The sequence below is a fragment of the Rhodococcus erythropolis NBRC 15567 genome (assembly GCF_001552595.1).
Taxonomy (GTDB): Bacteria; Actinomycetota; Actinomycetes; order Mycobacteriales; family Mycobacteriaceae; genus Rhodococcus_F; species Rhodococcus_F erythropolis.
On the sequence record NZ_BCRM01000001.1, the window covers coordinates 666,467 to 693,399 of the forward strand.

General features: G+C 62.3%; 26 protein-coding genes. 17 read left to right on the forward strand and 9 right to left on the reverse strand.

Annotation, left to right across the window (positions count from 1 at the left end; all coding sequences use genetic code 11):
• Positions 1–54: 54 nt before the first annotated feature.
• The 6 genes from RE4_RS03245 (at position 55) to RE4_RS03270 (ending at position 5,506) form a co-directional block, all read left to right on the forward strand.
• Positions 55–414 carry an ArsR/SmtB family transcription factor gene (locus RE4_RS03245; protein WP_003940373.1) on the forward strand — a complete coding sequence of 120 codons (360 nt, stop codon included), beginning with the start codon at positions 55–57 and terminating at the stop codon, positions 412–414.
• A complete protein-coding gene (locus tag RE4_RS03250; protein ID WP_021345567.1) occupies positions 407–868 on the forward strand; it encodes an SRPBCC family protein in 462 nt (153 codons plus the stop codon). The genes RE4_RS03245 and RE4_RS03250 overlap by 8 nt, the downstream gene beginning before the upstream one ends.
• An 82-nt stretch (positions 869–950) precedes the next feature.
• The gene (locus RE4_RS03255; protein WP_060938250.1) at positions 951–1,832 is read left to right on the forward strand and encodes an SMP-30/gluconolactonase/LRE family protein; all 882 of its coding nucleotides are present in this window, start codon (positions 951–953) and stop codon (positions 1,830–1,832) included.
• Between the two features lies 1 nt (position 1,833).
• Entirely contained in the window at positions 1,834–2,850 is a 1,017-nt protein-coding gene (locus RE4_RS03260; protein WP_060937974.1) for a TIGR03617 family F420-dependent LLM class oxidoreductase, read from the forward strand.
• 30 nt (positions 2,851–2,880) lie between these two features.
• Entirely contained in the window at positions 2,881–3,432 is a 552-nt protein-coding gene (locus RE4_RS03265; protein WP_019745326.1) for a pyridoxamine 5'-phosphate oxidase family protein, read from the forward strand.
• A 163-nt stretch (positions 3,433–3,595) separates the two neighbouring features.
• The gene (locus tag RE4_RS03270; protein ID WP_060937975.1) at positions 3,596–5,506 is read left to right on the forward strand and encodes an alkyl/aryl-sulfatase; all 1,911 of its coding nucleotides are present in this window, start codon (positions 3,596–3,598) and stop codon (positions 5,504–5,506) included.
• Positions 5,507–5,580: 74 nt separating this feature from the next.
• On the opposite strand, the gene RE4_RS03275 is transcribed toward RE4_RS03270, so the two are convergent.
• Entirely contained in the window at positions 5,581–7,113 is a 1,533-nt protein-coding gene (locus RE4_RS03275) for an FAD-dependent oxidoreductase (protein ID WP_020909157.1), read from the reverse strand.
• 153 nt (positions 7,114–7,266) lie between these two features.
• On the opposite strand from RE4_RS03275, the gene RE4_RS03280 reads away from it, so the two are divergent.
• The 7 genes from RE4_RS03280 (at position 7,267) to RE4_RS03310 (ending at position 15,005) form a co-directional block, all read left to right on the forward strand.
• Positions 7,267–7,893 (forward strand): TetR/AcrR family transcriptional regulator, encoded by a 627-nt coding sequence (locus tag RE4_RS03280; RefSeq protein WP_019745323.1) that lies wholly within the window; start codon positions 7,267–7,269, stop codon positions 7,891–7,893.
• Positions 7,894–8,086: 193 nt separating this feature from the next.
• Positions 8,087–9,250: a steroid 3-ketoacyl-CoA thiolase gene (locus RE4_RS03285; protein WP_020970810.1), complete on the forward strand. Its 1,164-nt coding sequence runs from the start codon at positions 8,087–8,089 to the stop codon at positions 9,248–9,250.
• Positions 9,251–9,284: 34 nt separating this feature from the next.
• A complete protein-coding gene (locus RE4_RS03290; RefSeq protein ID WP_060937976.1) occupies positions 9,285–11,465 on the forward strand; it encodes an acyl-CoA dehydrogenase family protein in 2,181 nt (726 codons plus the stop codon).
• A gap of 7 nt (positions 11,466–11,472) precedes the next feature.
• Positions 11,473–12,675, forward strand: a complete 1,203-nt coding sequence (locus tag RE4_RS03295) for a lipid-transfer protein (RefSeq protein WP_019745320.1) — start codon at positions 11,473–11,475, stop codon at positions 12,673–12,675.
• Complete coding sequence (locus RE4_RS03300) at positions 12,675–13,544, forward strand: MaoC/PaaZ C-terminal domain-containing protein (protein WP_060937977.1); 870 nt, start codon at positions 12,675–12,677, stop codon at positions 13,542–13,544. Before RE4_RS03295 ends, RE4_RS03300 begins: the two co-directional genes overlap by 1 nt.
• On the forward strand, positions 13,544–14,194 hold the full coding sequence (locus RE4_RS03305; protein WP_019745318.1) for a PaaI family thioesterase: 651 nt from the start codon (positions 13,544–13,546) through the stop codon (positions 14,192–14,194). Before RE4_RS03300 ends, RE4_RS03305 begins: the two co-directional genes overlap by 1 nt.
• 22 nt (positions 14,195–14,216) lie before the next feature.
• On the forward strand, positions 14,217–15,005 hold the full coding sequence (locus RE4_RS03310) for an SDR family NAD(P)-dependent oxidoreductase (protein WP_020909152.1): 789 nt from the start codon (positions 14,217–14,219) through the stop codon (positions 15,003–15,005).
• Positions 15,006–15,036: 31 nt separating this feature from the next.
• Here RE4_RS03310 and RE4_RS03315 read toward each other — a convergent pair whose 3' ends face one another.
• Entirely contained in the window at positions 15,037–15,861 is an 825-nt protein-coding gene (locus tag RE4_RS03315; RefSeq protein WP_060937978.1) for a mycofactocin-coupled SDR family oxidoreductase, read from the reverse strand.
• Between the two features lie 135 nt (positions 15,862–15,996).
• Here RE4_RS03315 and RE4_RS03320 point away from each other — a divergent pair, with 135 nt between their 5' ends.
• Entirely contained in the window at positions 15,997–16,179 is a 183-nt protein-coding gene (locus RE4_RS03320; protein ID WP_020909150.1) for a hypothetical protein, read from the forward strand.
• A 61-nt stretch (positions 16,180–16,240) separates the two neighbouring features.
• On the opposite strand, the gene RE4_RS03325 is transcribed toward RE4_RS03320, so the two are convergent.
• The 5 genes from RE4_RS03325 to casG all read right to left on the reverse strand — a co-directional run bounded on the left by RE4_RS03325 (position 16,241) and on the right by casG (position 21,368).
• A complete protein-coding gene (locus RE4_RS03325) occupies positions 16,241–17,737 on the reverse strand; it encodes a DUF222 domain-containing protein (protein WP_060937979.1) in 1,497 nt (498 codons plus the stop codon).
• A 78-nt stretch (positions 17,738–17,815) separates the two neighbouring features.
• A complete protein-coding gene (locus tag RE4_RS03330; RefSeq protein WP_042952939.1) occupies positions 17,816–18,331 on the reverse strand; it encodes a nuclear transport factor 2 family protein in 516 nt (171 codons plus the stop codon).
• Position 18,332: 1 nt separating this feature from the next.
• Positions 18,333–19,229, reverse strand: a complete 897-nt coding sequence (locus RE4_RS03335) for a TIGR03619 family F420-dependent LLM class oxidoreductase (protein WP_060937980.1) — start codon at positions 19,227–19,229, stop codon at positions 18,333–18,335.
• A 10-nt stretch (positions 19,230–19,239) separates the two neighbouring features.
• Positions 19,240–19,710: a nuclear transport factor 2 family protein gene (locus RE4_RS03340; RefSeq protein ID WP_060937981.1), complete on the reverse strand. Its 471-nt coding sequence runs from the start codon at positions 19,708–19,710 to the stop codon at positions 19,240–19,242.
• On the reverse strand, positions 19,707–21,368 hold the full coding sequence (casG, locus tag RE4_RS03345) for a steroid-24-oyl-CoA synthetase (protein ID WP_003940339.1): 1,662 nt from the start codon (positions 21,366–21,368) through the stop codon (positions 19,707–19,709). The genes RE4_RS03340 and casG overlap by 4 nt, the downstream gene beginning before the upstream one ends.
• Positions 21,369–21,622: 254 nt before the next feature.
• Here casG and casI point away from each other — a divergent pair, with 254 nt between their 5' ends.
• The 3 genes from casI to RE4_RS03360 are packed head-to-tail and all read left to right on the forward strand — an operon-like array spanning position 21,623 to position 24,959.
• Positions 21,623–23,254 carry a steroid-22-oyl-CoA synthetase gene (gene casI / locus RE4_RS03350; RefSeq protein WP_370671292.1) on the forward strand — a complete coding sequence of 544 codons (1,632 nt, stop codon included), beginning with the start codon at positions 21,623–21,625 and terminating at the stop codon, positions 23,252–23,254.
• Positions 23,251–24,081 (forward strand): SDR family NAD(P)-dependent oxidoreductase, encoded by an 831-nt coding sequence (locus RE4_RS03355; protein WP_060937983.1) that lies wholly within the window; start codon positions 23,251–23,253, stop codon positions 24,079–24,081. The genes casI and RE4_RS03355 overlap by 4 nt, the downstream gene beginning before the upstream one ends.
• Positions 24,078–24,959 carry an LLM class F420-dependent oxidoreductase gene (locus RE4_RS03360; RefSeq protein ID WP_019745306.1) on the forward strand — a complete coding sequence of 294 codons (882 nt, stop codon included), beginning with the start codon at positions 24,078–24,080 and terminating at the stop codon, positions 24,957–24,959. The genes RE4_RS03355 and RE4_RS03360 overlap by 4 nt, the downstream gene beginning before the upstream one ends.
• Before the next feature lie 85 nt (positions 24,960–25,044).
• Here the strand turns inward: RE4_RS03360 and RE4_RS03365 are convergent, their stop codons facing one another.
• Positions 25,045–25,608 (reverse strand): GtrA family protein, encoded by a 564-nt coding sequence (locus RE4_RS03365; RefSeq protein ID WP_003939753.1) that lies wholly within the window; start codon positions 25,606–25,608, stop codon positions 25,045–25,047.
• Positions 25,609–25,673: 65 nt separating this feature from the next.
• Entirely contained in the window at positions 25,674–26,879 is a 1,206-nt protein-coding gene (locus RE4_RS03370; RefSeq protein WP_370671289.1) for an enhanced intracellular survival protein Eis, read from the reverse strand.
• Positions 26,880–26,933 lie beyond the last annotated feature (54 nt).

The following is a 26,933-nucleotide window of genomic DNA, read 5'->3' on the forward strand; positions in this document are numbered from 1 at the left end:
CTTAGGATCGTGAGTTCTATGTTTAAGTTATTCCTTAATTAAGGAGTTGCTTACATGGACGAGCGAAGTGGTCGACTCGATGCAGTGTTCAGCGCACTGGCCGACCCGACGAGGCGTGAAATGCTCTCTCGCCTGACGGATGGTTCGATGACCGTCGGTGAGCTGGCCGAGCCGTTCGAGATGAGTCGGCCCGCCATCTCGCAGCATCTGAAGGTGCTCGAGCGAGCCGGTCTCATCGAACGAACCGCCACCGCGCAATGGCGCACCTGCACCCTTCGCGCGGAGGGTCTCGACGACGCCAGCGCATGGGTCGACGAACACCGGCGCGGTTGGAACGAACGCTTCGACCTCCTCGACGAGCGCCTACGTGAGCTGAAGCAACGTCGACCGAAGAAGGAGAAGGACAATGAGTGACCAGAATGCCGATGCCACCGCAGAATTCACCATCACCCGGATCTTCGATGCGCCGCGTGACCTTGTCTGGCAAGCGTGGACCGATCCCGACGAGGCGGCGCGGTGGTGGCACCCCGAGGGTGTCAGCAGCCCTCGGGAGCACGTCACGATCGACCCCAGAGTTGGCGGAACGTACCGCTACCTGATGATCAACGACGAGAATGGTGCCGAGTTTCCTACCGGTGGAACCTATCTCGAGGTCGACGAGCCGAAGAAGCTAGTCTTCACCTGGGGGGATCCGGGAGATTCGGTGGACACCGCGCCTCGAATCACGGTCACGCTCGCAGATCGGGGAGACAAGACCGAGATGACATTCCATCTGGTCGGGATCCCGGGTTTCAAGGGCGACGGCAACGTCTACGACGGGTGGGAATCCGCGTTCGACGTGCTGGACAAGGTATACCGCGGCGAGTAGTCGGGAATCGGACACCGCCACCGGGGCACCGGTGATTGAATGGAGTGAACACACCATTCAATCACCGACGTGGGAGAGCCTGATGGCACCAGAGGTTGCGGTAGTTCTCGAGGGATATACCTACTTCGAATGCCCGCGCTGGCACGAGGACCGAATCTGGGTGTCGGACTTCTATACCTACCAGGTGCTTTCGGCCCGTGAGGACGGGACCGACGTACGCGTCGAGGCGGAGATTCCAGGGCAGCCGTCCGGGTTGGGGTGGCTTCCGGACGGCAGATTACTGGTCGTCTCCATGCGGGACCAGAAGATTCTGCGGCGAGAATCCGATGGCGATTTGGTGGTGCACGCAGACTTGTCCGAGTACGTGAGTGCCAACGTCAACGACATGCTGGTCGACGCGCAGGGACGAGCGTACGTGGGCAACTTCGGGTTCGACCTGATGAACCTGGCCCCCGTCGAGACGGCAGATCTCCTCCGCGTCGACCCGGACGGATCGGTGCACGTCGTGGCGCGAGATCTCCACTTCCCCAACGGGATGGCTCTGGCGTCGACCGGAGATCTGCTCGTGGACGAAACGCTGGGAAATCGAATCAGTGCGTTTGCCGTCCGGCCCGACGGCTCTCTGGGCGAACGCCGTGATTGGGCGTCGTTCGGGCCGGTACCTGGTGGACCCGAGATGGAGACCACCCTCGCTGAGATCGTCGTTGCGCCCGACGGATGTTGCATCGACGGAGACGATTCGATGTGGGTGGCCGACGCACTCGGAAGTCGAATTCTCCACGTCGACCCGTCTGGCAAGATAATCGATGAAATTGCCTTCGACAGCGGCGTCTTCGCTTGCGGGCTCGGCGGTTCCGACGGTCGTACGCTGTTCGTCTGTGCCGCCCCGGACTTCAACGAACACGCTCGCAAGGTGGCAACAGAAGGAAAGCTGCTGTCGATTCGTCTGGAGCCTTTGGGCTGACATGGAATTGGTGACCTCGCTACCTGCCGACACTCCGCTGCGGCAGGTGGCTCAGCACGTCGAACGCATCGAGAACCTCGGTTTCGACACGGTGCACATCTCCGAGACCATTCGCGACCCCTTTGCCGTGGCGGCACTGGCCGTCGAGCACAGCAGTACTCTCACTGTCCGGACGTCGATGGTTGTCGCGTTTGCGCGCAGTCCCATGGTGACGGCTTTGGCTGCCTGGGATCTTGCAGGTTTCTCGGGTGGGCGATTTCAACTGGGGCTCGCAACGCAGGTGCGCGGGAACATCGTCGGGCGGTACTCGATGCCGTGGACCAATCCTGTTGCACAACTGCGCGATTACGTCAGTGCTGTAAGGGAGATATTTCAAGCGTTCCAGACGGGCGGCGAACTCGACTATGCCGGCTCGCACTACACCTTCAACCGACTGCAGCCCTACTTCAATCCGGGGCCGCTCGACGTTCCAGCTCCCGAGATCTGGACCGGGGGAGTGAACTCCCGCATGTGCTCACTGGCAGGAGCCGTCGCCGACGGCTTTGTTGCTCACCCCACCAGCTCCCATCCGAAGGTGCTCGCGGAGAGGATCATTCCATCCTTGACGGCCGGCGGAAGGAAGCCGCGGCTGATTGCCGTTCCGAAGGCGATCACCGGCAAGGATCGTGCCGCGATACTTGCTCGACGAGAAGCGGTGCGCAGTGAACTTGCCTTTCTCTACTCCACACCGGCATATCGAACCGCGCTCGAGGTTCTCGGCTTGGCGGGGATCGGCGAGAAGCTGACTGCGATGGCACGAACGGGTGATTGGGCTCGACTACCAGCTGTGCTCACGGACGATGTTCTCGACATCTTGGTCACGCAATGCACCTACGCCGAACTCCCCGGGGTGCTGAGTTCGAAATACGCGAGTCTCTGCGACGGCATTGCACTGGCAGTGCCGGCGGATCCCGCCGACGACCGCGCCTTCGCAGCGATGTGTGAGGAGATTCGAGCCGCCGCAGCGTCTGCCCCGTGACGTCCAGTCGGCGCGAACTACACTCTCGACATGGGGCGCGTCTACGAAGGCATCGATGAAAAGCTCACCACGTGGTTGCAGGCCCAACCGCTGTTCGTCGTTGCTACCGCACCTTTGTCTCCTGACGGGTTGATCAATTGCTCACCCAAAGGGGGAGTCGGATCGTTCGTGGTGCTGACATCCACCCGCGTGGCGTACCTCGATCTCACTGGCAGCGGTGTGGAAACCATCGCGCACGTGCGCGAGAACTCGCGAATAACCCTGATGTTCATGGCATTTGACGGACCACCGAAGATCGTTCGACTGCACGGTCACGGACAAGTTCTGCCCGCAGGGTCGGAACCGTTCAACGAGCTTGTCGGTAGGTTCCCCGAGCACCCGGGACTGCGGTCGATCGTCGTGGTCGATCTGACGCGCATTTCGGATTCGTGCGGATACGCAGTACCGCTGATGGACTACCAATCCGATCGTGACGTGCTCGACCGCGTAGCGGAGAAGAGGGGTCCGGAGCGGCTCATCGCCTATCGCGCCGAGAAGAACGCGAAGAGTGTGGACGGGTTGCCCGGTCTCGACCCGGAGTGAGGCTCTGGTCCTGTCCGTTGTTCAGTCGCCGTCGCACCTGCGATGGGTGATGCGCGAATTCCGCGTGGCCACCAGATTGGTTGCAGAGGGTTCCGCGTGAGGTCACGTCGATGGCATCGCGTGCTTGCGTGGACGAGGACACAAGGACCGGAGGAGAGTGCTCATGGGTGCTGAGACCAAGCCTGCAACACCGTTCACCGTCGAGGTCAATCGCGCGGCAGTCGACGACTATCCCATGTCTGACCGGGAGGATTTCGGCGACGCGGACCGCGGATTCATCACCGGGTGGGACAACGATCAAGTCTTCAACGACAACGGCGATCTGATCCACGACGGTCGACCACTCGAGTACATCGCGGACGACAAACCTGCGCCAGAGTCCGTCAACCCCAGCCTGTGGCGCCAGTCGCAAGTAGTGAAGCGGTCCGGTCTGTACAAGGTTGTCGACGGTCTGTACCAGGTCAGATTCGCGGTTAACCTGACCATCGTCGACGCACCCGACGGGCTCGTCATCATCGACACCACCACCAGCGCCGACCTTGCCAAAGCAGGGCTCGAACTGTTCCGGCGTGAGCTGAACAATGACAAACCTATCGCTGCGATCATCTACACCCATACACACTTCGACCATTACGCCGGAGTCAAAGGCCTGGTCGACGAAGCAGACGTGGCATCGGGAAAAGTCCCGATCGTCGCGCCCGGAACCATCGAGTCTTTCAACAAGTTCGCGATCGGCGAGAACGTCATCACCGGTAATGCGATGTCGCGGCGGATGGGATACACCTTCGGTTTGATTCTGCCGCAATGTGATTGTGGTCTGGTGACAGTTGGTCTGTCCCCTGGTGCCGACAACATGAACATCCACATGACCTACATTCCGCCCACTGACGGCATCACCAAGACCGGTGAGGTACGCAATCTCGGCGGGTGGGACTTCGAGTTCCTCTACGCTCCCGATACCGAAGCGCCGGAGGAGATGCATATCTGGATCCCGGCCATCAAAGCGCTCACCTGTGCTGAGAACGCCAATCACTCGATGCACAACATCCAGACCATCCGCGGCGCACGCACCCGAGATGCGCGCAACTTCGCCAGGTACCTGGATGAGACATTGGTGCGGTGGGGCGACGAGGTCGAAGTTCACCACGGTCCGCACACATGGCCGGTATGGGGGAACGCCACGGTGGTGGAATTCCTTGAATCGCAACGGGACATGTACAAGTTCATTCACGATCAGGCGCTACGATTCGCGAACCAGGGTTACACGCCGCTCGAAGCTGCGGAGGTCGTCCGGCTACCGGAAGCCATCGGACAGAAGTGGTACAACCGTTACTACCACGGCGGACTGCACCACAACGTCCGCGCGGTATTCCACAAGGAGTTGGGATTCTGGGACGGTGACCCGGCGACGATCTTGCCGTTGCTACCCGAGGATCACGCCAAGCGGCACGTCGACCTGATCGGGCGAGAGAAAATACTTGCCGAGGGGCGCAGTGCTTTTGAAGCGGGCGACTATCGGTGGGCGGTGCAGCTACTCCATCACCTGGTCTTCGCCGATCCTGACGACGAGGAAGCGAAGAATTTGCAGGCGGACGCCTACGAACAACTCGGATACCAGCAGGAAGTCCCGCAGTATCGGTCGATCTTCCTCGCCACGGCGATGGAATTGCGCAACGGAGTGACGAGCGCCGGTCAGATCAACACCGACACCACCGACACGATTCTGGCGATGCCAATCGATCTGCTTTTCGACTACGCGGCAGTACACCTCATCGCGGAGAAGGCCGAGGACGTCGACATTTCCGTCAACTTCAGTTTTGCTGACACGAAACAGGATTGGAATATGTGGATTCGACGGGCAGTTCTCAACGCGCGTTCGGGCCGCGCCCCTGACGCGCAACTGACCCTGACCGGTCCGAAGCCGTTGCTTGCCGGCATCCTTCTCCAACCAGGAAAGGCCGCTGCCATCCTCGACACCGGAAAAGTCACGTCCGACGGTGATGTTTCAACGCTGACTCGCCTCGCCGACATCATGGACACGTTCGATCCGAATTTCAACATAGCGACGCCGTGAGAAAGATTGTGGGGCAGCCGATTGCGATATCGGCTGCCCCACGATCTGTTTCCACGGAGTGTGATTGAACTGCGTTACTTCGCCATGTCCTGAGCTGCTCGGTACGAGAAGACCATAGCCGTGCCGAGTGGAACTCCGGGGCCGGGGTAGAAGCGGCCGCTCAGTGACGCGCTCGTGTTGCCGGCGGCGTACAGGCCGTCGATGGCGCTGCCGTCAGCACGCAGGACTCGGCCGTTGACGTCGGTGACCAATCCGCCCTTGGTGCCGAGGTCACTGAGGACGATGCGGGCCGCGTAGAACGGTCCGTTCTCGATGGCCGTCAGTGCCGCATTCGCACCGCCGTTGGGTGGGCAGAAGAACGCGTCGTACGGGTCTTCGCCGCGATGGAACTCTTCGTCGACGCCCAGTTTTGCGGCATCGTTGAACTTTTCGACAGTGCTGCGCAATGCGTCGGCCGGTAGTCCGGTCTTGGCAGCGAGTTCTTCGAGAGTGTCGGCACCGACCCACGTTCCGGCTTCGAGGTGCTTGGCGGGCGCCGTGTTCGGGATGCAGATGGCGGGCAGTCCGCCACCCTCGCGCGAGTCGAAGATCATGAACGACGGCACGGCAGAACCGTTGTCGTCGTGAGCATCCATGGCTCGTCCGAACTGGTCGTACGGAAGCGACTCGTTGAGGTAGCGCTCACCGGCGCTGTCGACGACGAGCCCACCGCGAACGCCGACCATGAAGGCGGCGCTGCCGTCGGGCTGCTCGACGCCGGGGCAGAACCACGCCTGATCGAGCAAGGCTGTTGCGCCGCCGACAGCAATACCGGCAGAGATCGCGTCGCCGGTGTTGGCGCCGAAGGGACCCATACTCCAGATCGCCTTGCCGGGGGTGCCTGCCTGCTCACGCATCTCGGCGTTGCCTTCGATGCCGCCTGCTGCCATCAGGACACCGCGGTTCGCCTTGATTCGCTGGGTTTCGCCGCCGGATTCGACCTCGGCGCCGACAACACGGCCGTCTTCCACGATCAGGGAGGTGAGGACGGATTCGGTGCGAAGTTCTGCCTTACCGGTGCTCTGAACTGCGGCCAGCAGACGGCCGATCAGTGCGCGCCCACCGATCATCGGGCCGGGAGCATGATCCTGACCGGTGCGGTCTTGGTCCAGTTCCGGACGCACCTTGCCGGCGAGGTCACCGATGTCGGCGGGATCGAGATCGAGAGGGTTGATGGAGCGTCCCGTGTCCATCCGGCCTTCGGCTTTGTAGTAGTCGGGGAACGCACGGAACTCGAATTCGATGTTCGGGTTCTGCTCGAGTAGAGCGACGACAGCGGGAGCGGTCTCGACGTAGGCGTCCTGGCGCTCGGACTCGGCGTCACCGAGCAACGCGCGCAGATAGGTGCGGGCATTCTCGGTCGAGTCGGGAAGTCCGGCGCGTTCCTGCACCTGGGTACCTGGGAGCCAGATCGAGGCGCCCGAGTAGGCGGAGGTCCCGCCGAAACGATCGGTTTTCTCGAGGACGATCGTCGTCAATCCCTGAGCAGCGGCGGTATATGCGCCGGTCAGCGCTCCGCCGCCGGAGCCGACTACCAACACGTCGCACTCGCTGGTCCAGTCCTGCATCATTGCGTCCTTACTCCAAGAGGGTGGGGTGTCCACGGAATACCGCACGGCACTGGAAGGCCATGCCAGGTCCCACTGAGCGGGCAATATGCCGAGATGGGTGGTCCAGGTGAGAGAATTAGCGCGGTCGTTCGCGGCCGGGACACATAATCGATGATGGGGGCGACGTTGCCGAGAATTGCCGAGGTCAGGGACGCTGCTGAGCCCAGTTCGGACGAGCAGCGGGCGCGCCATGTGCGGATGCTGGAAGCGGCCGCCGAATTGGGGACCGAGAAAGAACTCTCACGGGTTCAGATGCACGAAGTTGCCAAGCGGGCAGGCGTGGCCATCGGCACTCTCTACCGCTATTTCCCTTCGAAGACGCACCTCTTCGTCGCTGTGATGGTCGAGCAGATCGATCAGATCGGCGACAGTTTCGCCAAGCATCAGGTGCAGTCGGCCAATCCGCAGGACGCCGTGTACGAGGTCCTGGTGCGCGCGACTCGCGGGTTACTGCGTCGGCCGGCCCTTTCGACTGCGATGCTGCAGTCGTCCAGTACCGCCAACGTCGCGACGGTGCCGGACGTGGGCAAGATCGATCGCGGCTTCCGGCAGATCATCCTCGATGCGGCCGGGATCGAGAACCCGACCGAGGAAGACAACACCGGGTTGCGTCTGCTGATGCAGCTGTGGTTCGGGGTCATCCAATCGTGCCTCAACGGTCGAATTTCCATCCCGGATGCGGAGTACGACATCCGCAAGGGGTGCGACCTGCTTCTGGTGAATCTCTCACGACACTGACGTGACCTCGCCCCTTCTCGGGGTGGGTTCGTCATGTCCTCAAAATTGAAATCAATTCTATTATTCGAGTCAGACTTGGTTCAAAGATGACGTTCATTCCGGCATTGCCCTGACATCAACAATAGAATACATTACAGAAAAGTTGACGGTGAGTCAGCTCACCGACCGAAAACTCCACGAAGGAGCGCACATCATGGGTCATGCAGTCATCGTCGAGGCCGCTCGGACACCGATCGGCCGTCGTCGCGGCGCCCTGGCGGGGCTGCACCCCGCCGAGATTCTGGGAGCAGCGCAACTCGGCGTTCTCGAACGGGCAGGCGTCGCACCGGAAGACATCGGGCAGATCATCGGCGGCTGTGTCACCCAGGCAGGTGAGCAGTCCAACAACGTCACGCGGCAAGCGTGGCTGCACGCCGGATTGCCGTACAGCACAGCGGCAACCACCATCGACTGCGCCTGTGGATCTGCCCAGCAGGCAGTGCATTTGATTTCCGGCCTGATTTCCTCAGGTCAGATCTCGGCCGGTATCGGCTGCGGCGTCGAGGCGATGAGCCGTGTGTTTCTGGGCCAGGCAAACGCGCCCGGTACGGGAAACCCGTACCCGGACGACTGGACCATCGACATGGGTGACCAGTTCACTTCTGCGCAGCGTATCGCCGAGAAGCGTGGCATCACACGCGCCGACGTCGACGCCTTCGGCCTGGAATCGCAGCGCCGCGCAGCCCAGGCTTGGGCCGAAGGACGCTTCGACCGTGAGATCGTGCCCGTCAAGGCTCCCGTCGTCACCAAGGAAGGTGTGCCGACCGGTGAGATCGCCACTGTCACCCGCGACGGTGGCCTGCGCGCGACGACAGCCGAGGCGCTGGCCGGACTCAAGCCGGTCATCGAAGGCCATATCCACACCGCCGGCAACTCGTCGCAGATCAGTGACGGCGCGGCTGCGGTACTGCTGATGAGCGAAGAGCGCGCACAGGAACTGGGATTGAAGCCCCGCGCGCGGATCGTCGCGTCCGGCATGGTCGGATCCGATCCCTTCTATCACCTGGACGGACCGATCGAATCCACCCAGATGGTGCTCGACAAGGCCGGAATGACTCTGAACGACATCGATCTCGTCGAAATCAACGAAGCGTTCGCCTCGGTAGTGCTCTCCTGGGCGCAGGTTCACGACGCAGATCTGTCCAAGGTCAACGTCAACGGCGGTGCGATCGCACTCGGGCATCCCGTCGGTTCGACCGGCGCTCGTCTGATCACGACCGCGCTGCACGAACTCGAGCGCTCGAACAAGTCCACGGCGCTGGTCACGATGTGCGCCGGTGGCGCTCTCTCTACCGCCACCATCATCGAACGCATCTGACCCGTACTCACACTGTCGAATTGACGAGGTAGACATGACCATTGGATTGAGTGAAGAAGATCGTGACCTCCGCGACTCCGTACGGGGCTGGGCGGCACGTCACGCAACACCCACCGCTATCCGTGAAGCGGTCGAGGCGAAGGTCGAAACTCGCCCCCAACTCTGGAGCGGGCTTGCCGAGCAGGGACTTCTCGGACTACACGTGGCCGAGGAATTCGGCGGCGCTGGATACGGATTGGTCGAGCTCGCGATCGTCGTCGAGGAACTCGGGCGCTCCATGGTTCCCGGCACGTTCCTGCCGACAGTCGTGGTCAGCGCCGTTCTCAGCGACGCCGGAGTCACCGCTCCGCTGGCCGGACTGGTCGACGGCAGCACACTCGGAGCCGTTGCACTGCAGCCGGGTTCGCTGAAGATCGCCCGCGACGGCGACACCGCCACCCTCAGTGGAACGTCCAGCCAGATTCTCGGTGGCCATGTCGGCGACGTGTTCCTCCTCGCGACGGACAGCGGATTCGTTCTGCTCGGACGTGACCGCCTCGAGGTCACGGACTTGGCCAGTTACGACGTCGTACGTCGTAACTCCGAGGTCACCGTCGACGGACTGGTCCTCGCCGATTCCGAGATCCTCACCATCGATACGCAGCGTGTACTCGACATTGCCGCAACACTGTTCGCGGCCGAGGCATCAGGTTTGGCCGACTGGGCCGTCACGACCTCGGCCGACTACGCGAAGGTGCGTCAGCAGTTCGGTCGCCCGATCGGCCAGTTCCAGGGCGTCAAGCACAAGGCCGCTCGGATGCTCGCTCTTGCCGAGCAGGCGCGCGTCTGCGCGTGGGACGCTGCGCGCGCACTGACGCCCGCCAACGGCGTCGGTGCCGAAGAGGCTTCTCTCGCAGCAGCCGTCGCCGGAGCCACGGCCCTCGAAGCAGGCTTCTCCGTCACGCGTGACTGCATCCAGGTGCTCGGCGGAATCGGCTACACGTGGGAGCACGACGCGCACCTGTACCTGCGCCGCGCGCAGTCCCTGCGAATTCTGCTGGGTTCCACGGCATCCTGGCGTCGTCGCGTTGCCGAGCTGACCATTGCCGGCACCCGTCGCGTGCTCAGCATCGAGTTGCCGCCCGAGGCCGAGGCGATCCGCGCCGACGTCCGCGCCGAGCTCGCTCCTGCACTCGAACTCGAAGGTGCCGCGCAGAAGACGTACCTCGCGGAAAAGGGCTACACCGCACCGCACTTCACGGCTCCGTGGGGCAAGTCCGCCGATGCCGTCAGTCAGCTGGTCATCGCCGAAGAACTGCGCGCTGCGAAGATCAAGCCGCACGACATGATCATCGGCAACTGGGTCATCCCGACGCTCATCGCGCACGGCAACGAAGAGCAGCTCGCCAAGTTCGTCCCGCCGTCACTGCGCGGCGACATCGTCTGGTGTCAGCTCTTCTCCGAGCCCGGCGCAGGTTCCGACCTCGCCGCGCTGAGTACAAAGGCCACCAAGGTCGACGGTGGCTGGAAGTTGCAGGGCCAGAAGGTGTGGACGTCGATGGCACGCGACGCGCACTGGGGAATCTGCCTCGCGCGCACCGACGCCGACGCCCCCAAGCACAAGGGCCTGTCCTACTTCCTGATCGACATCAAGAACAGCGGCCTCGACATTCGCCCGCTTCGCGAGATCACCGGTGAAGCACTGTTCAACGAAGTCTTCTTCGACGACGTCTTCGTCCCCGACGAGTGCCTGGTCGGCGAGCCGGGGGACGGCTGGAAGCTCGCTCGCACGACACTGGCCAACGAGCGTGTCTCGCTGTCCAACGACTCGTCTCTCGGATCGGGCGGTGAGGCTCTTCTGAGCCTGGTCGACGGACTACCCGGTGGCATCGACGACGAGCAGCTGACGGTGCTCGGAAAGGTGCTGTGCGACGCGCAGTCCGGCGGTCTGCTCGGTCTGCGCACCACGCTGCGCTCGCTCACCGGCGCGCAGCCGGGGGCCGAATCCTCGGTGGCGAAGTTGATCGGTGTCGAGCACATCCAGCAGGTCTGGGATGTGGCAATGGAGTGGGCCGGGCCGAGTTCACTTCTGGGCGACCAGCATCGGATGTCTGCAACCCAGATGTTCTTGAACTCGCAGTGCATGTCCATCGCGGGTGGTACAACCAATGTTCAGCTCAACATCATCGGTGAGCGAATCCTGGGTCTGCCTCGCGACCCCGAACCGGGAAAGTGACCTGCACATGAGCAATCGCACCTTCGTCATCGGCGTGGGCATGACCAAGTTCGAGAAGATCGAGACCCGCGACTGGGAATACCCGGACATGGTGACCGAAGCCGTCTCGAATGCACTCACCGATGCCGGGATCAGCTACGACCAGATCCAGCGTGCTGCAGTCGGTTACGTGTTCAACGCGTCGACAGCAGGCCAGCGTGCCCTGTACGAAACGGGTCTGTCCGGTATCCCGATCTTCAACGTCAACAACAACTGCGCCACCGGCTCGACGGCACTGATGACGGCGCGCGAGTGGGTACAGGCCGGACAAGCGGACTGCGCACTGGCCGTCGGCTTCGAAAAGATGACCAAAACGGCGCTGACCGGAACCGGTGAGATGCCCAAGGTCACCACTTTGGATTCGCAGCTGAAGATCATGGTCGAGGACTACGGCTTCGCCCGATCGCCCATGACCGCTCAGTTGTTCGGTAATGCCGCCGTCGAGCACATGAAGAAGTACGGCACCACGGTCGAGCAGATTGCAGCCGTGGCGGTCAAGAACCACAAGCACTCGGTCAACAATCCGTATGCGCAGTTCCGTGACGAGTACACCCTCGAACAGGTGCTCGGCGACAAGATGATTCACGAGCCGCTGACGCGCTCGCAGTGTTCACCGACTTCGGACGGTGCCGGTGCTGCCGTCGTCGTGAGTGAGAAGTTCGTCCGTGAGCACGGACTCGAGGACCGTGCGATCGAGATCGTCGCTCAGGCCATGACCACCGACACCTCGGCAGCGTTTGCCGAGAAGTCGATGATCGACGTAGTAGGCGCGCCGATGACGGCTGCGGCCGCCGAGCAGGTCTTTGCCGAAGCCGGCATCAGCATCGACGACGTCGATGTCATCGAACTGCACGACTGCTTCGCGATCAACGAGATCATCACCTACGAAGGTCTCGGAATGTGCGGCGCCGGTGAAGGCGGAAAGCTCGTCGAATCCGGTGCCACTACGTACGGCGGCCAGTGGGTCGTCAACCCGTCTGGCGGTCTGATCTCGAAGGGCCACCCGCTGGGTGCCACCGGGCTGGCACAGTGCGCCGAACTGACGTGGCAGCTTCGCGGGACCGCAGACGCTCGCCAGGTCGAAGGCGCACGAATCGGATTGCAGCACAACCTCGGACTGGGCGGCGCGTGCGTCGTGACCGTCTACCGAGCCGGAACTTTGGAGAACTGATGGCTATCGATCTCGAGGTGGCATTGTCCGCCGAACCGACTGTGCGCGAAGCGTCGTGGACGGACCGCGACGTCATGCTCTACCAGTTGGGGCTCGGCGCCGGCGTGAACGCTCTGGATCCCGCCGAGCTCACCTGGGTGTACGAAAAGGGTCTGAAAGTGCTCCCGACCTTTGCAATGGTTGCGGGCCAGGGAGTTTCGGCGGGTGTACTGCCCGCAGCGTCGATGAGTATGCAGGGAATCGACATCGACCTGCGCAAGATTCTGCACGGTGGGCAGTCGCTGGCACTTCACGCGCCGATCCCGTCGACGGGTGCTGCTCGTATTTCCACTCGCATCGCTGACGTGTGGGACAAGGGCAAGGCTGCCGTCATCGTGCTCGAGACGGCGGCCGAGGACCTTGACGGGAATCCGTTGTGGACCACCGGAATGCAGATCTGGGCCCGCGGCGAAGGTGGATTCGGCGGCAGCGCCGGTCCCGAAGTTGTTGCCGGGGTGCCTGACCGGGCGCCCGACAAGGTACTGACGTCGAGCACGAGTACCTCACAAGCTCTGGTGTACCGACTCAGTGGAGACATGAACCCGCTGCACGCTGATCCCTCCTTCGCGAAGATGGCGGGATTCGACGCTCCGATTCTGCACGGTCTGGCGTCGTACGGCATCGTCTGCAAGGCGGTGGTCGACGGAATTCTCGACGGAGATCCGACGCGGATGAAGAACTACTCGGTGCGGTTCGCCGGTTCGCTGTTCCCCGGCGAATCCATCAACACCTCGGTATGGCGGGACGGCAACACACTGACCTTGGCGGCGACGTGCCCCGAGCGCGAGAACTCCCCGGTTCTCACACACGCAACAATGGAGATCAACTGATGGACCTCGGCACGCACCCCACGGCAGCCACACACCCGGGCGGCACGATTTTGACGTCGCCGCCGCAGGACGCCCCGGTCGACCGGGCCACGGCAGCTGCGCGTCGCGTTGTCGACGCGATGCTGCGCACCGACCGCGGAAACGCCAATCTGGATCGGGTTGCGGAGGAGCTCAACAGCATTGCCGAGCACCTCGAGCAGCACTCGCCCGAGGTCGCCGAGCGCTTGATCGACATGTGGAACGGCGAGGGCGTGACCCGTCACGATCCGGTGACCGGCCCCGAGAATGCCATTGCGCCGCCGCTGGTTCTGGAAGGGCTCGCTGACGGGTCGGTGCAGGGAGTGGTCACGTTGACGCTGCCGTATCAGGGCCCTCCCGGCCATGTACACGGCGGTGTTTCGGCGCTGCTGCTCGATCACGTTCTTGGCGTCGCGAACGCCTGGGGTGGAACTTCCGGCATGACAGCACAATTGAGCACTCGGTACCATCGCCCGACTCCACTGTTCGAGCCCCTCACGATCAGCGGCAAATTCCTTTCCAAGGACGGCCGCAAGATTCACACCGTCGGTGAGATCAAGACTGCGGACGGCGAATTGTGTGTGTCGGTAGAGGGATTGTTCATCGACAAGACCGTGCCGCGCCCCAGATAGGGGTCTGACGAAGGAGGGCCCAGTGGGCAAGCTCGACGGACGTGTAGCAGTGGTCACCGGTGCCGGTATGGGCATCGGGCGCGGAGTGGCAGGCGCGTTCGCGCGTGAAGGCGCGTCGGTGTTGGTTGCCGAGATCGACGAGCCAGCGGGCCTTGAAACCGCCCAGTGGTTGCGGGACGAATGGGGCGCGGAGGCGGAATTCGTCCGGACCGACGTCACCGACAAAGCTCAGGTTGTTGCCATGGTCGACAAGTCCGTCGAGCGGTTCGGACGCCTCGACATCCTGGTCAACAATGCTTGGCGGACTTTCGGTTTCGCTCGGCTCGAGAAGATGACCGACGAGCAATTGCGCGGCGGTTTCGACATGGCAGTGATGGCCGCTTTCTGGGCCATGCAGGCTGCGTTGCCGGAACTCGAGCGTCACGGCACCGGCCGCGTGATCAACATGTGCAGCCTCAACGGCGTGAATGCTCACATGTACTCGGTGCAGTACAACGCGGCCAAGGAAGCGTTGCGAACGCTGACTCGCACTGCTGCCCGCGAGTGGGCTCCCAAGCACGTGAACTGCAACGTCATCTGTCCCGGTGCGCAGAGTGCGGCGTACAAGCGTGTCGCCGAAGCCAATCCGGAAAACGCGGCAGTGATGGCCGCACAGAACCCGATGGGGCGGATCGGCGATCCCCTCGACGACATCGGCCCCGTTGCGGCCTTCCTGGCGAGCGACGACAGCCGTTACGTCACCGGCAACACTCTCTTCGTCGACGGTGGTGGGCACATCAACGGTGTGCAGTGGGCGCCGACCGTCGACTGATCGGCAGTAATTCGGCTCGAGAATCCGGCGTCTATTTGGCCGTGAATCCCGCATCGACCGGCAACGCGATACCTGTGACGTATCGAGCCTGATCCGAGACCAACCAGGCTATCGCGTTGCTGACGTCGGAAGCTTCGATCAGCCCGACGTCCAAGAGATTGCCGACGTCGGCTCCGCTCGATGCGGGGGAGTCTGCGAACAGTTTCGCGACGGCATCGTTGACGACCATCGGTGTATTCGCTCCCGCCGGATGCACGGAGTTGACACGAATGTTGTGGGGAGCAAGCCAGTGCGCCCACGTGCGCCCCAACCCGACGATGGCGTGTTTACTCGCGCAGTAGCCGTCGGATCCGCCGGTTCCATCACCTCCGCGGCCGACAAGTCCCAGTGTTGATCCGGTCAGGACTATTGCGCCGCCTGTCCCTTGCTCGATCATCGCGGGCGCTGCGGCCTGGACGGTATTCCAGACGCCGAAAAGATTGACCTCCATCTGGTCGCGGAAGGCGCGGGCATCGTCGATGTCCGGGGACATCATGCCGATACCGGCGTTGGCCAGGACGATGTCGAGGCTGCCCAACACTGCCATACCTTCGGATACCGCAGCTCCCAGCGCGGGTAAATCGCGAACGTCGACTTCTCGCGCGACGACATTTCGCCCGAGAGCCTCGATCATTGCCGTTGTCTGCCTCAAATCCTCGGCGGTACCCATCGGGTAGGCCACCGATTCGATCTGGCGGCAGATGTCGAGTGCAATGATGTCCGCACCCTCCTGCGCCAATCGCACGGCATGGCTTCGGCCCTGACCTCGGGCGGCTCCGGTGATCAGTGCGGTTTTGCCTTCCAACTGTCCGGGCATGGGTGCTCCGTCTGTCGTGAATCATGAGTACTCGGTCATGAGTACTGACTCGAGGGGACGGCGAAACTCGTCGCCGGCGACGTAGTCTGAGTTCATATACAGCGGGAACTCGCTTCGGAAGAGAAGAGGCTCGGTATGTCCGATTGGGAGAAGAAGTTCGAAGCTGAAGCCAAGGGCCTCCTGGCCGAGGTTGAAGAAGAGCTGACCGTCCTCGAAGGTGTCGACACCATCGATCCGTTTGGTGAAGACGATCCGGACCCGGTTGCTGGAGACGATCCGTCAGCGGGAGATGACGACACCAAGCCGGCCTCGGACTGACCCTGCGACACGTCGACCTGACCCTGCGACACGTCGACGCGCCTCGACGCCGCTCGGTATCTCAGAACGGTGGCGGGTCGTCCCCGTAGTCGATGGGTTCTCGGTGGGCTCGCGGTGATTTCCGCCGCTTGCATTGAACGTGCTCCTCAGCTCGTTTCTGTATCCGTCGGCGTTGACGATTGCGTTCGGACTGGATACGGGCGGCCTTGTTCTCCGCCTGGGTCCGCCGATCTCGACCGCACTGCGGCGGCATCGGGCCGTGCGGCCCGGCCATCAACCCTGCGGGGCGTGTTCGGTAGCAATGCCCAGTCGGCGATGTCAGCGACATGGTCCGATCCTGGTTCGACGCGAATTGCCACCGGTCGGAATGCTTGAGGCGATGGTGGTTGCGGCAGAACGCACTCATATTCGATTCGACTGTCTTGCCGCCGCGTTCGGGGTCGCCATGATGGAACGGTTCATTGTGGTCCAGATCGGAATTCCAGGCCGGGACATCACAATGCAGCCATTGGCAGCTGCCCGCGATGATCCGCAACCAGGTATCGAGAACTGAACCCGGCCGGTAGACGTACGCCGAAGCAAGCACCGGTTCGGTGGCGGCATCTGCGGGTACTCGGACGTTTCGAATTACGGCGTCTTGGGCGATGTCGCGAGCATGCTCAGCGCTGATCACCCCGTACCCGTCGAGGTGAGCGGGCTCGCCGCCTCCGCGCAGAGTGGAATCAGTCATCACGACGTGAACCACGGGCCGACGAACGACAACACCACCGCTACGATCCTGCGGGCAATCATCTCGGTCACAGTTGCACGGCAAGAACGGTGATCCGTTGGTCAACTCGAAGAGCGCGTCGGCTCGTCGCTGCTCGTATGTTCGAGAGTCGTTTCGGCATACCGACATTGCCAACTCGCGTAGTCGGCCGTCGAATGCCCGAGCCTGCTCTGCCGGAATGCTGCCCAAGATCTTTGCCATCCCGTCCTCGGCAGCGCTGACCCCGACGAACCGATCGGTGAGAGCACGGCGTCGACGTTCTCGCATACCTTCCGGGTCCACCATCGCCACGATCCGATCGATCGCCGCTGTCAGTCGCCTTCCCGTCAAGCCCGTTCCGCCGGCTACTGGTGGGGCGAGAACCTGCTCGAGCAGTAGTCGTTCCACTTCGTCGATCAATTCGTCTTTCACGTTCGCGGTCGCGGAATCGATCAAACCAACTCGGTACAGATCCAACTCGCCACGCGCCATCGCCGCTCGAGTGCGATGCAAACGAGTCTTCAACGAGAACCCCAACCCGATCAGCTTGCCTGCAGCCGCGCGGCCCATCGTCAGTGACGCACCGACTTCCGATTCAGCCAACTCGTGTGCGGTCGACGACCACGCACCACTGGCGGCATGCTCTGAGCTTCGCCGCGAAAAGAACTCGGCAATCACAGCGAGCTTGCGTTCGACCAGCATCGCCTCACATGCGTGCAGATCTGTCATGAGATCAACCAGCGCACAATCAGTTTCGGTACCGGTCAGCTGCGCTGAGATACCGAAGAGCTCTGTTGTCGGGTTGAACATGCATCCATTCTATTCGAATGTGTGTTCGATATGAACTGAATTCTCAAATCAGTCGGAATAGTCCTAGTTTTCTGATTCTCAGCGAATTTCCAAGGCCTGTCGTAGTGCGCTCAGAGGATCCGAGGCGTCACGACGCCCACGCGGACCAGGCCCTTCGGGGTTGACGAAGCGGCCCTCGTCCGAGCGAGTCCACTCTCGTACGGCCCATCGCTCCTTGATCGCCCAGCGACCGTTGCGACGCTCCATGTGGTCGATGAATCGCGCACCGCTGGTGAAGTTGATCATCCCGATGCCTTCGGGCCCACCCCAGTGTGTGGACATCGAATACGCCTCGCTGATCGCGTGGTCGCCGTGCAGTTCGACCAGGTGGTTGCCGATGTGATGCATCGTGCCGCCGATCGCCGAGAGTTTTGGTGTCACCCAGGCGATGTACTCGTCGATGTTGCCGTCGAATCCGGTGTGATGGTCGATCGCATCAGGGTGGTAGGCGCTGCGGACGAGATCGAAGTCGAGGCGGTCGATGCCACGGCAGTACGTCAGAACCACCTCACGGATTGCCTGCTTGTCGATGAGATCTTGCAGTGCCCGGTCCATGTCACGCCTCCTTGATGCTGGTCATCCAGTCGAGTAGTTCTGGTAGTTCTTCGGCAGCGCAATCGAATACGGCGGGTCGAAAAACGACGACGGACGCGCCGCGGGCGAACCAGTCCCGGGCCTTGTCTGCGGTTGCCGAGAGGTCGACGGACCCGTTGTCGCGTCGAACCGGCGCCGCAGACACTTGCACGCGCGCCGACTCCGGGTCACGTTGGTGGGCTTCGAACGTGTTGCGCAACAGTGCAACACTGTCGGTGAACGTTCCCAGATCGGTCGGGTTCACGGTCCAGCCGTCTGCGACGCGTGCGATGCGGTCGAAGTTCCGCCGGCTTGGTCCGAAACCGAAGAGCACCGGTATTCGGGGTTGGATCGGCAGCGGGAGGCTGTGGTAGTTCTCGAAAGCGAAGTCGCGGCCCTTGAAGGTGGCCGGTGCATTGGTCCACAGTTCGCGGCAGGCTGCGACGGTCTCCTCCATGCGCCCGAATCGCGCGTCGAAAGGCATGTTGGTGGCGGTGTATTCAGCTTCTTGCCATCCAACGCCGAAACCCATGACAGTTCGACCTTCGGACAATGAGTCGAGAGTGGCAACCTGCTTTGCAAGCAGGGCCGCCGGGCGAACAGTGGCGATCAGAACCGATACTCCGAGGCGAGCTCGTTCCGTCACCGCGGCGATCGAAGACAGAAATGAAATCGGTTCGTACCAAGGGTGATCCAACGGGAACAGGAAGTTGTGTTCGACTACCCGCTGGGCGTGAGCGTCGGCATTGAACCCGAGGTGGTCGCCGGTGCAGATCAGATCGATCCCGGCACTGTCAGCACCCGCGGCGAAGTCCAAGACCGGGCGGACCTTGCCGTCGAACAGGGCCTCGAGACCCAAAACGTTGACACCGATTTCCACAGTCGTTCCTCTACAGTGCCCGCTTGGCATGAGCGGACATGTCGCCCATGTTGTCCAAACAGAAGAGCCTCGAGCTGAACTGCCAGGACCCGTCGATGCACGAGAAGCGATCGAAGTAGCGTCCCGACAAAATAGGTTGCAGGGCAAGATCTTCGGTACCTTGTATGACCGTGACGTACGAGAGTGCGGACGCCGATTCGTCGTCGACCACGATCCGCGTGTTGGTCAGCAGATGCTTGGTTCGTGGAACCGGCGGATCTCCGTACATCCGAATGAAGCCGCTGCAGGCTGCGAACACTGCGTCGGCGTCGGACGAAATGAGAGTGGTGGCAACCCCGTCCGGTCCGCACTGCCCGTAGTCGGACTGGGCGAACAATGCAGCGACTTCACCCAATCTGCCCTGATCGATCAGATGCGTGTACTCACAGAGCAGGTCACGGATCGCAGACTCGGCGACGATCCGTGACAGCTCCGCGGTCATACGGTGATCTCGCGCCGAACCATCTTGCCGGTTGCGTTGCGAGGCAACAGATCGCTGGTGATGCGCCACTTCGACGGCACCTTGAAGTAGGAAAGTCGCTCGGCGGCGTAGTCACGCAACTCCGCCTCCGTGGTGGCAGCCCCGGGGCGCAGTACAACCACGGCGGACACTTCCTGGCCGAGGTCGGGGTGCGGCATGCCGATGACAGCGCACTCGATCACGTCGGGGTGTTCGTCGAGCGTCTGCTCGATCTCGGTGGGGTAGACGTTCTCGCCACCACGCAGGATCAGGTCGGAACGACGACCGGTGAGACGGAGACGTCCGTTCTCGATGACGCCGAAATCGCCGGTGCGGAGCCAGCGTCCAGGTGCAATTGCAGACTCGGTCGCCTCGTCGTTCTCCCAGTATCCGAGCATGACGAACGGGCTGCGCACGCACACTTCACCTTCGATGCCGTCCGGCAGCCACTCGCCGAAGGGATCGCGAATCTCCATCGAGACGGTGATGATCGGACGTCCGAGAGTGCCTGGGAACTCTTCGAGTTCGGCGCCGACGGCGACCGCAATTGCGGTGCTGCATTCGGTGAGGCCGTAGCTGTCGACCAGAGCATTGCGTGCGAACGGCACCTGCTCCTTGAGGCGTTCTTTGAACGCGGGCGACGACGGCGCAGACGCCAGCGAGAATGCAGTCAACGAAGAGACGTCGTACTTGGCGATGTTGCCGTGTTCGAGTAGCCGCGATGCCATCGTGGGGACAGCACCCCAGTTGGTGACGCGCTCGCGTTCGACCAGCCCGAGCACCTTGTCGACGTCGAATCCGCCCTCGGTCAGGATGACGGCACTGCCCGTCGCGAGACGGGGGACCACCAGATTGTGCAGGCTGGCGATGTGGAAGAGCGGGGAGGTGAGTAGATAACGCAGTGGGCTCGGCTTGGAAGCGTCGTACTCACGGCCGGTGAATGCAGCGCCGATCGCGTCGCTGTACTTGTGGTAGTCGACGACGGCCATCACGTTGCGGTGCGAGTGGAGTGCGCCCTTGGGGCGGCCACTGGTACCGCTGGTGAACAGGATGACGGCGGGGTCGTCCTCGTCGATGTCGGTGCTCGGCACGTCGGAGCCTGCATATTCCGCGATGAGCGCGGGCAGATCCTCTTCCATGGTGAGGACCGTGATGTCTGCCGGCAGTTCGGGGAGGGCGGCGCCGCGCTTGGCGTCCACGACCAGAACCTTCGGACGTGAGAGCTCGATCCCGTGGGTGACCTCGCGCGGAACCCACCAACCGTTGAGACCGACAGCGATCGCGCCGAGCGCCTGCGTCGCGAAGAACGTCATGACCCATTCGGGAGTGTTGGCAGCGAGGATGCCCACACGGTCGCCCTTGCGGACTCCGTACTTGTCCCGCAGAGCAGTTGCCAGCGCGGCGACGGAATCAGCGTGCTCGGTGAACGAGATTCGACGATCGCTGGTGACGAGATAGTCGCCGTCGCCCCAGGCGCGAGATGCCGAGATGAGTTCACCGATGGCGTGACCACGGTTCTTCATCACGGGCATTATGGTGCCGAGAACCTCTTCTTCGACGATCTCGAATGGCCCACCTGGACCGGTGAGGCGTGAGACCGCCTGGTCCAGAAGCAACTGCGGATCTGCGGGGGCAGTCATGGAATGGCCTTTCGTATTGTGGCGCTTTTCACGTCACAAAATCTCACGAGAAAATCATATCTGTGGCGGCGGTTACCACTGAGCGAGACTGGGACGGTTCCGGCATTGAGGCGTCGATACGTTCGAGTCGTATCGCAGTTGGAGTAATCGACATTCCGATATCGACTAGGACACAGGACACGATGACGAACACCGCCACCGAAGCATCCTCGAATGCAGCTCTTGCAGCTCCTCAGCGCGAGGACGTCGCGCAGATGTTGATCGACCGTCTCGGTGATCAGCACCTGGGTCTGCGGACGCGGACGCAGGACTGGAGCTGGGACGAGGTGGTGCGCGAGAGCGCAGCGCGCGGCTCGCTTGCGAAGTCGCTTCGCGCGCCTGGACCGTTTCACATCGGAGTACTTCTGGAGAACGATCCCGAGTTCCTGTTCTGGCTCGGCGGCGCGGCACTGACCGGGGCCACGATCGTCGGCATCAATCCGACCAGGCGTGGAGCTGAACTCGAGGCTGAGGTTCGGTACGTCGACTGCCAGCTGATCGTCACCGACAAAGCGGGCTACGAGAAGTTGTCCGGCCTTGACCTCGGACTGACCGAAGATCGTTTTGTTCTGGTCGACGACGCGTCATACCCGGACAAGATTTCCGCTCACCAGGTCGAGTCGCCTCAGATCGACCTCGGCGTCGACGCGTCGACGCTGTTCTTGCTTCTCTTCACCTCGGGCACCACCGGAATGTCCAAGGCAGTGCGGTGCAGCCAGGGGCGTCTGACGCGGTTGGCCTACGCGAACTGCGCCAAGTACGACATCGACCGCGACGACGTCTGCTACTGCTGCATGCCGCTCTTCCACGGCAACGCGTTGATGGCTCTGTGGGCGCCGGCCCTTTCGCAGGGAGCTACGGTCTGCCTCGTTCGTAAGTTCACCGCCTCGGGATTCATGCCGGACGTTCGGTTCTACGGCGCAACATATTTCACCTACGTCGGTAAGGCTTTGGGGTATCTCATGGCGACGCCGGAACTGCCCGACGACATCGACAACACCCTCACGCACGGCTTCGGGACCGAGGCGTCGCCGGGGGACAAGGCAGAGTTCATCCGACGTTTCGGTGCACAGCTTTTCGAGGGATACGGTTCGAGTGAAGGTGCCGGTTCGGTCGTACTAGATCCGAACCAACCTGCCGGCGCGCTTGGCCGTCCCGCGAGCGAGAACATCGTCATCGTCGATCCCGATACCCGCGAAGAGCGACCCCGCGCGATTCTCGACGAGCACGGTCACGTGCTGAACCCCGACGAATCCATCGGCGAGATGGTCGACAAGGCCGGATCGAAGAAGTTCGAGGGGTACTACAAGAACGAAGACGCCATTGCCGAGAAGATTCGCCACGGTTGGTACTGGACAGGCGATCTCGGCTACGTCGACGAGGCCGGGTTCATCTACTTCGCCGGACGTAAGGGTGACTGGATCCGCGTCGACGGTGAGAACACCTCGGCTTTGATGATCGAGCACATCTTGCGTCGGCACCCCAAAGTGATTGCCACGGGTGTCTTCGCGGTACCGGATCCGCGTTCGGGCGATCAGGTGATGGCAGCTGTCGAGGTCGCCGACTTTGCCGATTTCGATCCGGCCGAGTTCGCCGCCTACCTTGCCGCGCAGGCGGATTTGGGTACCAAGGCAGCGCCGCGATTTGTTCGTGTTTCGACTGATCTGCCCGTCACGGGCTCCAACAAGGTACTCAAACGTGAACTTCAAGCCGACCGCTGGCGGACCGACGAACCAGTGTTCCACTGGGTGGGCCGCGGTACTCCCGAATACACGTTGATGACCGAAGCTGACGTGGTGAACCTGGAGAAGGAGTTCGAGACTCACGGCCGCACGCGGTTCCTATGAGTGGTGTTGCGCTGGTTACCGGCGCTTCCCGGGGGATCGGCCGTGAGTGCGCGCTGGCATTCGCGCGCGCCGGATTCGACGTTGCAATCACTGCTCGCACCGTTCGTGAAGGCGAAGGGCGGGCGGCCCCGCGAACGAGGCAGGGGGAGCGGGTCATTCCGGTACCCGGCAGTCTGGAGACGACGGTTGCCGAGATCGAGTCCTTCGGTGTGCGCGCCTTGGCCGTTCCGATGAACCTGCTCGATCTGGCCTCCGTCCGCGGCGCCGGTGAACGGGTGCTGGCGGAGTGGGGACATGTCGACGTGTTGGTGAACAACGCCTACGCACAGACGGTCGGAAACATGGACCGGGTGCTCGACATCGAGATCGACGACGCCCAGGCGATGGCGATCGGCAACTATCTGCACCAGCTTGCGTTGATTCAGGTGATACTGCCGTCGATGATCAAGAGCGGCAACGGGGTTGTCGTCAACCTCGCATCTGGTTCGGCGACCCTGGATCCGCCTGCGCCTCCCGGCGAGGGTGGTTGGGGTTTGTCGTACGCCGCGTCGAAGGCGTCGTTCGGACGTATCGCCGGAGCGATCAACTCGGAGTATCGAGGCGCCGGAGTCAAAGCGTTCAACCTGAGTCCGGGATTTGTCATCACGGAATCAGGGAAAGCCCGTGGTGGCGCGGACGCGATAGTGGAAGCCGGATTTGCGGCCACACCGGCATCCGTGCCCGCCGCTGCTGCGGTGTGGCTTGCAACAGATCCGGATGCGGACCGGTTCCTCGGTCGCGTCGTGGACGGTCCGAAATTGATGGCGACACTGGAGGAAACGGTATGAAGCTCGGCGTAGTTGTTCCGGTCGAATTGGGTCGAAGTGGAGATCCCGACTGGATTCTGCAATTCGCCCGTGCCGCCGAATCGTTGGGTTTCGACGAGATCTCGGCCGTGGAGCACTCGGTTGTCATCGCGGATACGGCGAGCGAATACCCGTACTCTCCGACCGGAAAATCTCACCTACCCGATGACTGTGACATCCCGGATCCACTGGAACTACTGTCATTTGTTGCCGGCGCCACAACGACTTTGGGTCTGTCCACCGGAGTTCTGGTGCTTCCCAACCACAATCCGGTAGTGCTTGCCAAGCGCTTGGCGACGCTGGATCGACTTTCGGGTGGGCGATTGCGCATCTGTCTCGGTCTGGGCTGGATGAAGGAAGAGATCGAAGCGTGCGGCGGTGACTTCGAGCGCCGCGGCAAGGTAGCCGATGAGGCCATCGCGGTGATGCGTTCACTCTGGGAGGGCAAGGAAGCAGTCGATTTCGACGGCGATTACTTCTCGTTCAAGGGTGCGTACAGCTGGCCGAAGCCGCACCGCGAATCCGGAGTTCCGCTCTACATCGGTGGACACAGTCTCGCTGCTGCTCGGCGAGCAGGCCGGTTGGGTGATGGTTTCCAGCCGCTGGGACTGGCCGGTGAAGATCTCGACAAGGCTGTAGCGGCGATGAAAGCGGCTGCGGTGAAGGCAGATCGAGATCCTGCCGACGTATCGCTGGTACTCGGTGCGACACTGCCCAGACTCGACGAAGCGAAACTCGAGTGGGCACGCGGGTTGGGAGCCGATCGAATCGTGTTGTCCGCGAGCCGTCGTGGCACGTCGTTGGAATTGATCATCGACGAAATGGCTGAATGCTCGAAGCGGCTGGGGCTCGGCGCGTAGTCCTTTCTCTGATCAGGGATGCGCCAGCCCGTTCAGGACCATCGCGCCACGAAGCGCGAGCGATCGGGTGCGTCGATCCGGGACGTCAGTCGAGGGCGGTGGCGTCGGTTGTCGGCGTCTTCGTGCCGGGTGTCGCTTCGATGTCGAGAACGACCTGGCTGTCGGTGGCTTCTTCGGGGAAGACGTACCGACGCATGGCCCACCAGCGGAAGGCCGTCGCCAGCAGGGTCCCGATGATCGATCCGCTGATGAAGTCCGCGAAGTTCTCCATCAACACCGACACCTCGGGTTGACGCAGGTGGAACACGTACCTGGAGGTCCAGAGAGGTACCTGGTTGATGGCCAAACCGATACCCGCGACGATGAAGAACAGAGCGGCCTCGTGATGGCGCTGTCGACCACCGCGCTGAGCAAACGACCATTCGCGGTTGAGGACGTAAGACAGAACCGTCGCGATCAGGACCGCAAGGATGTTGGCCGTCACCGGGTGCTGAGGCAGAACCGTCCACTTGATGCCGAAGAACAGCACCGTGGTGACGATGAAGGCGATGCCGCCGACCACCAGGAACTTGAGCATTTCTGCGTGCGGCAGGACGCGCACGAGAACCCGCTCAGGAAGCCTATTGACCATCTTTTCGACAAACGCCATTGTTCGAGGCTAACCCTGAATACGACCGACGGCACAAATCGTCGATGCCCGTGTCGGCAAGATCATCAGAATCCGTACCCGAGAATTGCGGGCTTCTCTGCGTTGAAGGCGAAGTCGAAATTCCGGATTTCCCGCGGATCGGACGCGTGGAGTCGGTGCGCCGCCGCGAAGGTCTTGGCCTGGTGCTCGCCCAGGTACAAGCTGCTCAGGACATCAGAGGGCATCGTGATCGCGGGCTCCGCGTCAGTGGCCGTACAGGTGGCCTTGCCACCCTTGACCTGAAGTGCAAAAGTTCCGCCGGCCTTCAGGAACGGATCTTCGACCTTGATGACGGTGTCCAGGTCAGCAGCATATTCGCGAGCCTCGAGAGCCGCGGGCACGTCCATGATGCGCAGCCACAGTCGATCGGAGCGCGTCGTCGTTCGGGCAAGGCGGTAGTCCGTCAGCATCAGCCGGAGTGGATCGGCAGGATGTTGGCGTGTCTCGATCCGGGTGACGAGGTCGAGGCCGCAGATCGTGCGCCACAGCGCCGCGTGCGCGTCTTCGGTGATCGTCACGAACTCGTCGATCTGGGCGATGCTGTCGCGGCCCTCGCTCGTGTGCCGGTAAGCGATGTATCCGTCCGCGTGTGTCAGAAAGAACAGTCCGGAGGCGCCGTCACGATCCTCGGACGGGTCGGCGAACATGTGGTCCCAGAGCGGTTGCGGACGCAATTGAGCGCCGGGTGTCAGCAGTCGCCAGCGGTCGTAGATCTCGGGTAGAAGCGTCGAGGCAGCTTTGACGTCGACGATCGACACGCCACCGTTGTCGGGCACCTCGGGGCGGAACCGCGCGAAGCGGCGATCGAGGGTGATGCCCTCGCTGAAGGTGGCCGGGCCGTATCCGAAGCGGTTGTAGATGCCGGCCTCGCTGGCCGTCAGGGCGGCAAGTGGTGCTCCGGTCGACTCGATGTGGGCGTGAAGTGCAGTGAACATCGAGCGTAGGACGCCACGGCGACGGTGAGTCGGGGCGACGGATACCCAGGTGATTCCGCGCGTGGGGAGTTGGCGTCCGCCGGGCACGGTGAATTCCATGTCGATTTCGATGGCCACGCCGACGGGTAGGTCACCGTCGACGGCGAGGATGATGTCCTCGGGCTTGTAGAGAGCCTTCGTCAGTTCGCTGACCGCGGGAGACGGGTGAAAACCGAACCCCACCGAGTCGAGTAGTTGGAGAGCCGGCCAGTCGCTCTCGGTAGCGGTGCGGATGGTGATCTTGTTTTCGGGGCTCACGTATATCGACTTTGGCATAGATTGCGTGAAGACGCACATGAATATCGGGGCTGA

Excerpts from the sequence above, each read along its gene's own strand:
- RE4_RS03245 (WP_003940373.1), top strand. The coding sequence starts at position 55 with ATGGACGAGCGAAGTGGTCGACTCGATGCAGTGTTCAGCGCACTGGCC.
- RE4_RS03360 (WP_019745306.1), top strand. The coding sequence starts at position 24,078 with ATGAAGCTCGGCGTAGTTGTTCCGGTCGAATTGGGTCGAAGTGGAGAT.
- RE4_RS03295 (WP_019745320.1), top strand. The coding sequence starts at position 11,473 with ATGAGCAATCGCACCTTCGTCATCGGCGTGGGCATGACCAAGTTCGAG.
- RE4_RS03330 (WP_042952939.1), bottom strand. The coding sequence starts at position 18,331 with ATGGACCGGGCACTGCAAGATCTCATCGACAAGCAGGCAATCCGTGAG.
- RE4_RS03280 (WP_019745323.1), top strand. The coding sequence starts at position 7,267 with ATGATGGGGGCGACGTTGCCGAGAATTGCCGAGGTCAGGGACGCTGCT.
- RE4_RS03325 (WP_060937979.1), bottom strand. The coding sequence starts at position 17,737 with ATGTTCAACCCGACAACAGAGCTCTTCGGTATCTCAGCGCAGCTGACC.
- RE4_RS03285 (WP_020970810.1), top strand. The coding sequence starts at position 8,087 with ATGGGTCATGCAGTCATCGTCGAGGCCGCTCGGACACCGATCGGCCGT.
- RE4_RS03305 (WP_019745318.1), top strand. The coding sequence starts at position 13,544 with ATGGACCTCGGCACGCACCCCACGGCAGCCACACACCCGGGCGGCACG.
- RE4_RS03275 (WP_020909157.1), bottom strand. The coding sequence starts at position 7,113 with ATGCAGGACTGGACCAGCGAGTGCGACGTGTTGGTAGTCGGCTCCGGC.
- RE4_RS03260 (WP_060937974.1), top strand. The coding sequence starts at position 1,834 with ATGGAATTGGTGACCTCGCTACCTGCCGACACTCCGCTGCGGCAGGTG.
- RE4_RS03365 (WP_003939753.1), bottom strand. The coding sequence starts at position 25,608 with ATGGCGTTTGTCGAAAAGATGGTCAATAGGCTTCCTGAGCGGGTTCTC.
- RE4_RS03270 (WP_060937975.1), top strand. The coding sequence starts at position 3,596 with ATGGGTGCTGAGACCAAGCCTGCAACACCGTTCACCGTCGAGGTCAAT.
- RE4_RS03340 (WP_060937981.1), bottom strand. The coding sequence starts at position 19,710 with ATGACCGCGGAGCTGTCACGGATCGTCGCCGAGTCTGCGATCCGTGAC.
- RE4_RS03315 (WP_060937978.1), bottom strand. The coding sequence starts at position 15,861 with ATGCCCGGACAGTTGGAAGGCAAAACCGCACTGATCACCGGAGCCGCC.
- RE4_RS03320 (WP_020909150.1), top strand. The coding sequence starts at position 15,997 with ATGTCCGATTGGGAGAAGAAGTTCGAAGCTGAAGCCAAGGGCCTCCTG.
- casI (WP_370671292.1), top strand. The coding sequence starts at position 21,623 with ATGTTGATCGACCGTCTCGGTGATCAGCACCTGGGTCTGCGGACGCGG.
- RE4_RS03265 (WP_019745326.1), top strand. The coding sequence starts at position 2,881 with ATGGGGCGCGTCTACGAAGGCATCGATGAAAAGCTCACCACGTGGTTG.
- RE4_RS03355 (WP_060937983.1), top strand. The coding sequence starts at position 23,251 with ATGAGTGGTGTTGCGCTGGTTACCGGCGCTTCCCGGGGGATCGGCCGT.
- RE4_RS03250 (WP_021345567.1), top strand. The coding sequence starts at position 407 with ATGAGTGACCAGAATGCCGATGCCACCGCAGAATTCACCATCACCCGG.
- RE4_RS03255 (WP_060938250.1), top strand. The coding sequence starts at position 951 with ATGGCACCAGAGGTTGCGGTAGTTCTCGAGGGATATACCTACTTCGAA.
- casG (WP_003940339.1), bottom strand. The coding sequence starts at position 21,368 with ATGACTGCCCCCGCAGATCCGCAGTTGCTTCTGGACCAGGCGGTCTCA.
- RE4_RS03290 (WP_060937976.1), top strand. The coding sequence starts at position 9,285 with ATGACCATTGGATTGAGTGAAGAAGATCGTGACCTCCGCGACTCCGTA.
- RE4_RS03300 (WP_060937977.1), top strand. The coding sequence starts at position 12,675 with ATGGCTATCGATCTCGAGGTGGCATTGTCCGCCGAACCGACTGTGCGC.